Annotated in this window: 12 protein-coding genes and 1 tRNA gene; 7 read left to right on the top strand and 6 right to left on the bottom strand. The window is 45.9% G+C overall.

Features of this window, described 5'->3' with window-relative positions; genetic code table 11:
• Positions 1-43: 43 nt before the first annotated feature.
• Positions 44-119, bottom strand: a tRNA-Arg gene (locus ACKLNH_RS02975).
• 248 nt (positions 120-367) lie between these two features.
• On the opposite strand from ACKLNH_RS02975, the gene ACKLNH_RS02970 reads away from it, so the two are divergent.
• Positions 368-1,216: a RecX family transcriptional regulator gene (locus ACKLNH_RS02970; protein ID WP_413110740.1), complete on the top strand. Its 849-nt coding sequence runs from the start codon at positions 368-370 to the stop codon at positions 1,214-1,216.
• 25 nt (positions 1,217-1,241) lie between these two features.
• Here ACKLNH_RS02970 and ACKLNH_RS02965 read toward each other — a convergent pair whose 3' ends face one another.
• On the bottom strand, positions 1,242-1,814 hold the full coding sequence (locus tag ACKLNH_RS02965; RefSeq protein ID WP_413110739.1) for an NAD(P)H-dependent oxidoreductase: 573 nt from the start codon (positions 1,812-1,814) through the stop codon (positions 1,242-1,244).
• 143 nt (positions 1,815-1,957) lie between these two features.
• On the opposite strand from ACKLNH_RS02965, the gene ACKLNH_RS02960 reads away from it, so the two are divergent.
• On the top strand, positions 1,958-2,542 hold the full coding sequence (locus ACKLNH_RS02960; RefSeq protein ID WP_413110738.1) for a TetR/AcrR family transcriptional regulator: 585 nt from the start codon (positions 1,958-1,960) through the stop codon (positions 2,540-2,542).
• Positions 2,543-2,545: 3 nt separating this feature from the next.
• On the opposite strand, the gene ACKLNH_RS02955 is transcribed toward ACKLNH_RS02960, so the two are convergent.
• Positions 2,546-3,673 (bottom strand): flagella assembly protein FlgT, encoded by a 1,128-nt coding sequence (locus tag ACKLNH_RS02955; RefSeq protein WP_413110737.1) that lies wholly within the window; start codon positions 3,671-3,673, stop codon positions 2,546-2,548.
• Positions 3,674-3,871: 198 nt separating this feature from the next.
• Here ACKLNH_RS02955 and ACKLNH_RS02950 point away from each other — a divergent pair, with 198 nt between their 5' ends.
• Positions 3,872-4,519: a FlgO family outer membrane protein gene (locus ACKLNH_RS02950; RefSeq protein ID WP_413110736.1), complete on the top strand. Its 648-nt coding sequence runs from the start codon at positions 3,872-3,874 to the stop codon at positions 4,517-4,519.
• Between the two features lie 9 nt (positions 4,520-4,528).
• The gene (locus ACKLNH_RS02945; RefSeq protein WP_413110735.1) at positions 4,529-4,960 is read left to right on the top strand and encodes an LPP20 family lipoprotein; all 432 of its coding nucleotides are present in this window, start codon (positions 4,529-4,531) and stop codon (positions 4,958-4,960) included.
• Positions 4,961-5,266: 306 nt separating this feature from the next.
• Here ACKLNH_RS02945 and ACKLNH_RS02940 read toward each other — a convergent pair whose 3' ends face one another.
• The 3 genes from ACKLNH_RS02940 to flgA all read right to left on the bottom strand — a co-directional run bounded on the left by ACKLNH_RS02940 (position 5,267) and on the right by flgA (position 6,790).
• Positions 5,267-5,689, bottom strand: coding sequence for a flagella synthesis protein FlgN (locus tag ACKLNH_RS02940; RefSeq protein WP_413110734.1), 423 nt, complete (start codon positions 5,687-5,689; stop codon positions 5,267-5,269).
• Positions 5,690-5,701: 12 nt separating this feature from the next.
• Positions 5,702-6,010: a flagellar biosynthesis anti-sigma factor FlgM gene (flgM, locus tag ACKLNH_RS02935; RefSeq protein WP_413110733.1), complete on the bottom strand. Its 309-nt coding sequence runs from the start codon at positions 6,008-6,010 to the stop codon at positions 5,702-5,704.
• A 69-nt stretch (positions 6,011-6,079) separates the two neighbouring features.
• Positions 6,080-6,790: a flagellar basal body P-ring formation chaperone FlgA gene (gene flgA, locus ACKLNH_RS02930; protein WP_413110732.1), complete on the bottom strand. Its 711-nt coding sequence runs from the start codon at positions 6,788-6,790 to the stop codon at positions 6,080-6,082.
• 128 nt (positions 6,791-6,918) lie between these two features.
• Between flgA and ACKLNH_RS02925 the strand changes: the two genes are divergently transcribed.
• The 3 genes from ACKLNH_RS02925 to flgB all read left to right on the top strand — a co-directional run bounded on the left by ACKLNH_RS02925 (position 6,919) and on the right by flgB (position 9,174).
• Positions 6,919-7,845 (top strand): chemotaxis protein CheV, encoded by a 927-nt coding sequence (locus tag ACKLNH_RS02925; protein ID WP_413110731.1) that lies wholly within the window; start codon positions 6,919-6,921, stop codon positions 7,843-7,845.
• A 10-nt stretch (positions 7,846-7,855) separates the two neighbouring features.
• The gene (locus tag ACKLNH_RS02920) at positions 7,856-8,686 is read left to right on the top strand and encodes a CheR family methyltransferase (protein ID WP_413110730.1); all 831 of its coding nucleotides are present in this window, start codon (positions 7,856-7,858) and stop codon (positions 8,684-8,686) included.
• A 92-nt stretch (positions 8,687-8,778) separates the two neighbouring features.
• The gene (gene flgB / locus ACKLNH_RS02915) at positions 8,779-9,174 is read left to right on the top strand and encodes a flagellar basal body rod protein FlgB (RefSeq protein WP_413110729.1); all 396 of its coding nucleotides are present in this window, start codon (positions 8,779-8,781) and stop codon (positions 9,172-9,174) included.
• The last annotated feature ends 2 nt before the right edge of the window (positions 9,175-9,176 follow it).

The raw sequence follows: 9,176 nt of genomic DNA, 5'->3' as shown, positions 1-9,176 counted from the left end.
AGAGAGCCTTAGCTGAAGAAACAAGCTAGGGCTTTGTTTTAATTGGCGTCCCCTACAGGATTCGAACCTGTGTCTAAGACTTAGGAGGTCCTTGTTCTATCCAGCTGAACTAAGGGGACTTGGCTGCTAATTATATGAAATCGTAAACGATTTAAAAGCATTGAATGCGCTAAATCTGCACGACTGCACAAACTAACGCTGGAATGTTGTTGTGGCAGAGGGGATCTTTGAAGCATCGTTAAGTCTTGGCGAATGAGGTGGGCGATTTTCCGCTGCGAATTGATGATGGCAGTTTCTTTTGTTATAACCGCCTGCGCTAAACCGTATTGGCAATCACGCCAAGCACGACACGAATAATCAGGAATGTATGACATCTGAGCAGCCCCCGAAGAAACCGTTCGCCCAAAGAAAGCAGAGTGAACAAAGTTCAGCCACGCGAAGGCAAACCACAGCGAAACAAGCAGGGCCCAAGCCGGCGCAAAAGGTTGAAGATGTCTACGAGTATGCTATCTGGTGGCTGAATCAACGCAGTTATTCCGTCGCAAAGCTAAAGGAAAAGCTGCCTCGTAAAACGACGAATAGCGAGTGGATAGATCAAGTTATTCACCGCTTGCTCGAATTAGGTTACCTTTGCGATAAGCGTTACGCTGAAACCTATGTCCAATCTCGCTGCCGTGCTTATGGGCCGACGCAGTTGGCGCAAAAACTCCAGCTACAAGGCGTCGGTCAAGCAGACATAGACAACGCGCTATTGTCCATTGATGCGTCTGAGCAAGATGTGCTAATTACTCGGGTTGTCAAAAAATATGCCGGAAAAAAAAGCGCCCAAGATATCAGCCTACGTTTGCGCCAAGAAGGCGTAAGCCCGGAAAGGATACAGGCGATGATGGCGCAGTCGCTCGGTAACGAACATGAGTTGCAGCTAGCAGCGCGGCTGGTGAGTAAACACAGCAAAAAAATGGGTCGCACCGGGCTGATTCAAAAACTGCGCAGTGAAGGAATTAGCCAAGAGGTTATTGAGCAAACGTTCGGTGAGGAAGATAACGAGCAACAAGCAAATGAAGAGCAACAAAAAGCCTTAGCGCTGCTTAATAAGAAGTATAAAGCACCGCTCAGCGATTTTGCCGATAAGAAGAAGGCAACGGCTTTTCTGGTGCGCAAAGGGTTTAGCTTTGCGGATGCTAACTATGCGCTAGAGCACCACCTAGATGAGTGATGCCGCTAGCCATGAATACGTCAGGTTAAACCTTCGCAGCTAGGTGTGAAACCTTATGATGCCAATGGGTAATATCTTTATCTTTTGCCGATATAACCGGTCCAAAGTAGTTGGTTGAGGTGTTCTTTATGCCGGTGATACCAAAAATGGTACTTTTGAACTGTTTATAAATAACGTTACCTTGAAAGAGCTTATACCAGAACGGCGGCGTGTCTAACGTGAAATAGAGTTCAGCCGTTTTGCCGTTTAACATTTTTAGTGGTGTAGATTTGCCTTTTTCATATTTGAAGGCAAACCCGGGCAAAAAAATCCTATCAATAACCCCTTTAAATTTAGCGGGCATGCTTCCCCACCAAACGGGGGAGAATATAACAATATGATCAGCCCATTTAATATGGGTTTGTAACTCGAGTAAGTCAGGCTCTAAAGGCTGAATGTCGTCATACCCCTGGTGTAAATCAGTATCAAAGCTTAGATCACGAACGTGAACACTGACGACTTGATGTCGATCACTCGTTGATTGCGCATATTGCTGGCTTAATGATTTGGTTAAACTTTGTGCTTTTGGGTTGGCGTTAATAATGAGTATTTTCTTCATTGTCTTCCCTGTCGCTATCGCATCCATTGATTTTAGGTCGGGCGACCTAGTAAGCTTATGTTAGGTCAATAGACCTAAATCTGTCAAGTGTGTTAGGATATAAGGCTGTTTATGTTGTGTATTTTTTAGCTAGGGGAGCAGGTGTGACGAGTCAAGGTTCTGATACAAAAAGCCAAATTATTCAATCTGCATTGTCTTTACTCAAGGCCTCTGGAACAGAAGGGTTGACGATGCGACAGGTGGCAGCAGTGTCTGGAAGGAGCCTTAGCAATGTTCAACATCACTTTAAAAATAAAAAAGCGTTGTTAGTTGGTATGGCTGCCTATTACTTTGAACAGTGCGATAGGCTGGCCGAGCAATATGCGCGTGAATGGCAGTTTCAAAATAGCCGACAGGGTTTGTTCGATTTAGTGCTTTTTTGTTTAGACAATGCAGACCAAGTTAGTGATGCGTGCTTAGTCTTTAGAGAGATGTGGGCTATCTCGCTAAGAAATGCAGAAATTGAAACGCAGTTAATTAATTACTACCAGTCAAAATTTAACAAGCTATGTCTGTACTGGGCTGAGTATGAGGTTGAAAACGCGAAGAAAGCGGCATCGCTATTGTTGCCTTTCATTGAGGGTTACTCAATCCAACATAATGCTTTGCCGCTATCGAAAGAACAGGTTGCTGAAATGCTATCTGATACCTTGTATACGGTACTTAATGGCCATCAAAACACGGCATAATGATCATGTATTATTGCCATTGACTATTTTTGTCACGATATCGCCAATTTGTATGCTGGCCGCGAGTTCTGGGCGCGACACAATCACTTCGGCGGATGATTCGTAAACGCGATCGACAGTAACTTCAAGTTCTGATTTAACCATGCGGTGGCGTGAGATACCATTTTGGTCAATAAACACCGCGCGGTGCCATAATTGCAATTGATCGCCACTTTTTACACCATGAATGCGTCCCACGTTGATTTGTGCCATGTTCCTATGTTGGTTAACGATTTCAGGCAGCGTGGTGCGACAAGAAAGCTGATTTTCTAGATCGAGCAGCATTTGTCGGCTCACTCGAATGACCATCTCGCCATAGCTAGATTGCCAAAAACGTGCTGAGCGCGTATCCAGCTTGCTGGTGCGAGCAAAAGGCCAAATGGCAGCGTCACGATAATCACGCTGAAACAGCACTTCTCCGGTATTGCCATCCATCACCTGCACAAATGCGGCAAATTGACGTAGCGTATCTTCATTTCCTGAAACGGTAGCAGTTAAGTCGGTGAGTTCACCACGAATAACAAATTGGGCGTCATTATCTTCGGCGAGCATGGTGGCTGCAAGAGGGTAAGAAGGGCTGATATTAACGGCGGTAATCGCCGGTGAAATAAAGCTCTGTGATTGCTGATTAAGCTGGCGATGCAATACATCGGTAAAGTCGTCGGCTAACTTAAACACCGCACCTAAAGAGGCTTGCTGCGGTGAATTAAGGTGGAAGCGGCTCAGAAGTACCGATTTTTTATATTGGGTCTTGTGGCAAGTTTTTGCCGTTGGGTAAATATCGACCCGAGCGGTGACATAATATACGCCATTGGAACGTCGGGTTTTTACTACGTCGACAGCGCGAACCTCGTTACTGCTAAACAGGTATTGATTTTGCTGCTTTTCAAGGTGTGGCACAAAATGGTTGAAGGCTGAAAGATCAGCCCCCGCATATTGCATGGCTTGAAATACCGCATCTTTAAGCGCGTTGTTTCTCGCAACAGTATTGTTTCCCTGAATTGCGGCTTGCCCTGTCACCTCGAACCACGTTGCCGAGGCCGGAAGGCTAACAAGCAGGGCGATAATTAGACCAGTAACTCTTTTTTTCATATAACTTCCATATGCGGTACGAAAATTGCTTCTACACCGTAGATGTTGGATCCCGCGAGTTTTGCTGACGGCAACATTTTGACAATAAGGTGCGGTAAATCGATAAGGTTATGCAAGGACTATACCTGATAATCAACGCATTCTACAGCATCCCTATTTCACTGTGCAGGAAGACCGAATGAGCTTTGGAGTTGTACTATGAAAAACTGGCAATACCGACTAGGTATCTTGTTGTTGCCGCTGTTGAGCGCGGCATGCAGTTATGCGCCGATATATAATGGAAAGGAACCCTATTCTGGCAGTGGCTTTATGTTGGCTCAAACACCGCGCCATACACTGGACTTCTTTATTGAAGGGTTGGCTGAACAGTTAATTGAATCAAACCATTATCTCACTGCGCGCACACCGCTAGCGGTCACCTCTTTTGTTGATCTGCAAGACATGGATGAGACCAACTGGTTAGGTAATAGCTTATCGGAAGCTTTCATGTATCAGATGCAGCAGCGTGGCTATACCGTGGTGGACTATAAAGCCACGGGGGCAATACGGGTTACGGATGAAGGGGACTTTACCATCAGTCGTAATTGGGAAGATTTGGCCGGTGAACAGCTGGTTGATTATGTGTTAACTGGAACCATGTTACGCCAAGGTGGCGGCGTGTTGGTCAATGCGCGCGTGATCGGTATGCGTTCACGCGTTGTTATCGCCTCGGCACAAGGCTTCTTGCCTGCAGATAGAATTGGGCGTGATATCGATAACGTCAATAAAGTGCGCTTAGAGAATGGCACCATTATTCGCGACGATGTGTCATTGCATAATCGAGAAAATGTAATTTTAAAACCTTAGGAGTAATTGATGAGCCTGAGAGCAGTTTGGCTGTGGGTCGTAATGTTGTTAACGGGTTGCCAGCCATTGGCCGAGATTCGCAGTGATGATGTGATAAGTGCTGTCGGTTATGCATCTATTAGCGAGCAGCAAGGCACCAACGATGAAGAAAAGCGCATTCGTGCCATGCGGGCATCGAAGTTGGATGCGTACCGAGAACTCACTGAGCAAGTGTATGGCCTAAGGATCAGTGCCTCTGCAGATATGGTCGACCAGCAGCTGGGAACAGAAGTAACAGACAGCCGTGTCGATGGTATTATACGTGGCGCAAAAGTCGAGAGAAGTTACCCAGTAGGGGACAGTTATGTTACCGAGATGACGCTCGATCTGAAGTTGATGGAGCGCTTAAAAGGCAATGTAGATGTTTACCATGTACCGCAAAATGATGTGACCTTATTCTAACGTTACAGCAGGCTAGAACCACGCATAAGCGTTAGACGTGGTGAGCTAATAATTGAAAAGCCAGCGAGTGTTACGCTGGCTTTTTGCTATCTGGTTTCTTTCTAGGTTGGTATCCGTTATTTGTCGGTGTCCGTTATGTATAGGCGCGATCTAACATTTTAATGATCTCTTGCTCGTTAACGTCGATGGCGTCAAAGTCAAATAAGCCTCCCATGGTACAGCGGTTAGTGAATGAGAATGTCGAGTGTGTCGACATATACGATTTGATATCGTGGTAAATGAGCGATAGGGGAGTGTTAAAATGGGTTACGCTTTAATGTTTGTGCCTAGCGAGCGGATATTGGTTGCCGCTCCTTCACTGTTATAGCCCATTTGGCTTTTGCCACGCGCCTGCAAAAACAAGTTGTTCAGCTTATGGTAACTGAGTTGGGCACGTTGCAAAGCGTCGCCATTCACTTCGTTGCCTGCATGGCACTGTTGTAAGAGGTGTTGCAGGGTTTTTACTTTGTCGACTAAAGCGGGATCAGTGTTGAGTTGTTGCCGCTCAGGGTGGCGGCCGATAATGGCATCTTGCTGCTGAATTTGGTGCAATTTAGCTTGCTTCTGTTGGGCTAGCTGTTCAATGTTAGACGATTGCCGCGTGGCAATCGCGCTTTTTTCTGCATCCAATATGCGCGAGAAGTCGATTAGCAATTGATGTTGTTGTTCAAGAAGCGATATCAGTTGCATAGTGATGTTCCGTTATAAGCCACGAAGCTCATCTTCAAACTTGATGAGGTTATCGGCTAACTTTTCTGCATCAATAGCATAGGCACCATTGGCAATCGCTTCTTTTATTGCGGCGACTTTAGCACTGTCGAAACTAGGCTCTGCGGCTAACTGTTGATGCAGTTGCCCGACATTGCGGCCTTGCTCACTGAGAGAAACGGCATCGCCTTGACGTGCAGAGGTGCTGTGCTGCGTATGTGTACCTGACGCAGGGGCTTTGTGCTGTGAGCTACGTTGTGTGGAAAGGGGCTGGCCACCACGTAGATGATCAATGCCAGTCATTGTAATCACCTTAATAAATTTAGAATCTGCTTTCTTATCGGCATATGTGCGATAAGCTTTAATATTAAATTAAAAATTTACGCTGACTTCACCAACACCGGTTATTCTAGCATCAATTATTCGCCGTGACTTCTCATTTTGGACCTTAACTTGCTCCCCCATCAGGCCATCGCCCATCGCTTTGCCGGGGGTAATAATATTGAGCCCCCCTCCCGCCGCAATGATTTTAACACTGTCATTGCGGCACACGAGGCAAATATCGTTGCCTTGAATTAAGTCACCCGCATTTATGCCACGCCTTACCTTTGCGCCGACAACTTGATCCGGATCGCGGTAGGCAATGCCGCGCTGAAAGCGTCGTTCGCGTTGGGTTAGCTGTAAATCATTAAGGGTGATTACTTCGCCACGGGCTAATGGCTTGGTGGCAATGAGAAGTGATTCTTCAATTTGAATGCGTACTGGCACATACACCTGCCAGTTGGTCTCTTCGCAGGACACCAGAACATTCACGTTGTGACTGAGGTTTTGTTTACCCGGAATGGCAGTAGTAAATGGGGTTGGGCAATGACTGATTCTTAATCTTGTGTCTAAATTAGCCGCTGTGACTTTTAGAGTGCCGTATTGAGGTGCAGTGAGCTGAGCCTTAACTTCGTTTTCTGCGGCTTGTCGAACCTGATCAAAGATGGCATCTGTCGTCGTTGCATAACTATGAAATACAGGAAAAATAAGCAATAACACAAATGTGAATAAGACGCGGTAAGTTATTGGCTGTTTTGTCACTTTGTTAACACCTAAGTCAAACATACTGATATTAAATCATTGGATTACAGGGCATACTAAAGGAATTTGACATCGAATTCCTGATTTTGTTTAGTCGTGTATATTCGAAATAACATGGAGTTTCCCTTATGACGGGTATTCTAGATTCGGTTAATCAGCGCACCCAACTAGTGGGGCAAAACCGATTGGAGTTGTTGACGTTTAAACTCAACCGTCGCCAGACCTATGGCATTAACGTCTTCAAAGTGAGAGAGGTGCTACCGTGCCCACGTCTGACTGCGATGCCGGGTTTACACCCTTTGGTTAAAGGTATCGCTCATGTTCGTGGTCAAACTTTGTCCGTCATTGATATGAGCTTAGCGACGGGCGGGCGACCAGTTGAAGATACTGGCAATGCCTTTGTGATTATCTCTGAGTTTAACCGCACGGTGCAGGCATTCTTAGTGTCGTCTGTTGAACGTATCGTCAACATGAACTGGGAAGCTATTTTGCCGCCCCCAAAAGGGACAGGAACCGGCAGTTATCTTACTGCTGTTACAGAAATTGAAGGCAAGCTGGTTGAGATCCTTGATGTTGAAAAAATCCTTGATGAAATCTCACCGTCAAAAGTTGAGGTGTCAGAACAGTTGATTGAAGATGCAAACCAAGCTCAATCAACGCACCCTGTGGTTAAGCGTCTACTGGTAGCGGATGACTCTTCTGTGGCACGCAAACAGGTTCAACGTGCGGTGGCTGCCATTGGCTATGAAGCGATTCTGGTTAAAGATGGCAAAGAAGCCATTACCCTGCTTAAATCGATGGCTGAGCAAGGCAGCATTTATGATCAGCTCGCATTGGTGATTTCTGATATTGAAATGCCAGAAATGGATGGGTATACATTAACCGCTGAAATTCGAGATAATCCGGCATTAAAAGATCTTCATGTTATATTGCACACATCACTCAGTGGTGTGTTTAACCAAGCCATGGTAGAACGCGTTGGTGCAAATGCTTTTATACCGAAATTTAACCCTGACGAGCTAGGGGCAGCAGTCCTCGCAGAGTGCCAAAAGTAGTAGATAGTTAATGACAGCGATAACAATTAGCGAACAGGATTATCGAGAATTTAGTCGATTCCTCGAATCACAATGCGGCATTGTCTTAGGCGACAGTAAGCAATACTTAGTTAGAAGTCGACTCAGCCCGTTAATGACGCGTTTTGCCGCTGAATCACTGTCTGTATTACTTAGAATGGCCATCAAAGGTTATAACCGTGAGTTAAAAATCGCGGTGATTGACGCGATGACGACCAATGAGACGTTGTGGTTTCGTGACAACTACCCGTATACCGTTTTATCTGAACAATTGCTGCCAGCACTGGCAGAAAAGCGGCGGCCCCTGAAAATTTGGTCTGCTGCTAGTTCGTCGGGACAAGAGCCCTATTCGATTGCGATGACCATCTTGGAAACGCAAGCCAAGCGTCCTGGGTTGCTGACGTTTGGCACCCAAATTACCGCCACTGACATCTCGATGTCCATGCTCGAAAATTGCAAGCATGCTGTCTACGATCGTTTATCACTTGGGCGGGGTTTGTCAGATGAGCGCAAACGGCGCTTTTTTGAAGATGTCGGCGATGGCAAAATGCGTGTAATGGATAACGTGCGGCGTATGGTTAACTTCCGCCATTTAAACTTGCTGGAAAGCTATGGCTTGCTGGGGCGCTTCGATGTCATTTTTTGTCGCAATGTTCTGATCTATTTTTCTCCAGAGCTGAAAGCGCAAATACTTAATCAAATGGCGGCGTGTTTGAACCCCGGTGGATACCTAATTCTTGGCGCATCAGAATCACTAACCGGGTTAACGGATAAGTTTGAAATGGTGCGTTGTAACCCAGGTATTATTTATCGTCTGCGCTAATGGCTAGTTTAAAATAAACCTCCCTCCTTTTAGAAAATCATAGTTGGCACTTTCTTTGCATCTTATTCGTATTGACGTTTAGGAGGCAGAGAATGGCCATATCTTTTGACAAAGCATTAGGTGTTCACCAACACACAGTGGGTGTGCGCGCCAAGCGGGCAGAAACACTGGCCAGTAACTTGGCAAATGCAAATACACCCGGCTATAAAGCGAAAGATATCGACTTTAAGCAAGCACTTAGTGCGGCAACCTCTGGAACCAGCATGGGGCTAAACCGCACCCATGAGCGGCATATCGTTGCCACTTCTAAACGTAGCGGCGATCAAAAGTTTCGTGTGCCTAATCAGCCGGATACGGGAGATGGCAACACGGTAGATGCACAAGTTGAGCGAAATCTGTTTATGCAGAATGCCCTTGAGTATCAAGCGTCACTCGACTTTCTTGGTAGCAAATTTCAGACGATGACCAAAGCGATAAAGGGGCAGTAATC

Origin of the sequence: Thaumasiovibrio clandestinus (assembly GCF_047250365.1) — a bacterium.
In the GTDB taxonomy this organism is placed as follows: domain Bacteria; phylum Pseudomonadota; class Gammaproteobacteria; order Enterobacterales; family Vibrionaceae; genus Thaumasiovibrio.
Note: the sequence above shows the minus strand (reverse complement) of the source record. Positions and strands in the feature narration are given on the sequence as shown.

Bases quoted from the DNA above. Each gene is read 5' to 3' on its own strand.
- flgB (WP_413110729.1), top strand. From the start codon at position 8,779: ATGGCCATATCTTTTGACAAAGCATTAGGTGTTCACCAACACACAGTG.
- ACKLNH_RS02950 (WP_413110736.1), top strand. From the start codon at position 3,872: ATGAAAAACTGGCAATACCGACTAGGTATCTTGTTGTTGCCGCTGTTG.
- ACKLNH_RS02920 (WP_413110730.1), top strand. From the start codon at position 7,856: ATGACAGCGATAACAATTAGCGAACAGGATTATCGAGAATTTAGTCGA.
- ACKLNH_RS02970 (WP_413110740.1), top strand. From the start codon at position 368: ATGACATCTGAGCAGCCCCCGAAGAAACCGTTCGCCCAAAGAAAGCAG.
- ACKLNH_RS02955 (WP_413110737.1), bottom strand. From the start codon at position 3,673: ATGAAAAAAAGAGTTACTGGTCTAATTATCGCCCTGCTTGTTAGCCTT.
- ACKLNH_RS02925 (WP_413110731.1), top strand. From the start codon at position 6,919: ATGACGGGTATTCTAGATTCGGTTAATCAGCGCACCCAACTAGTGGGG.
- ACKLNH_RS02945 (WP_413110735.1), top strand. From the start codon at position 4,529: ATGAGCCTGAGAGCAGTTTGGCTGTGGGTCGTAATGTTGTTAACGGGT.
- flgM (WP_413110733.1), bottom strand. From the start codon at position 6,010: ATGACTGGCATTGATCATCTACGTGGTGGCCAGCCCCTTTCCACACAA.
- ACKLNH_RS02965 (WP_413110739.1), bottom strand. From the start codon at position 1,814: ATGAAGAAAATACTCATTATTAACGCCAACCCAAAAGCACAAAGTTTA.
- ACKLNH_RS02940 (WP_413110734.1), bottom strand. From the start codon at position 5,689: ATGCAACTGATATCGCTTCTTGAACAACAACATCAATTGCTAATCGAC.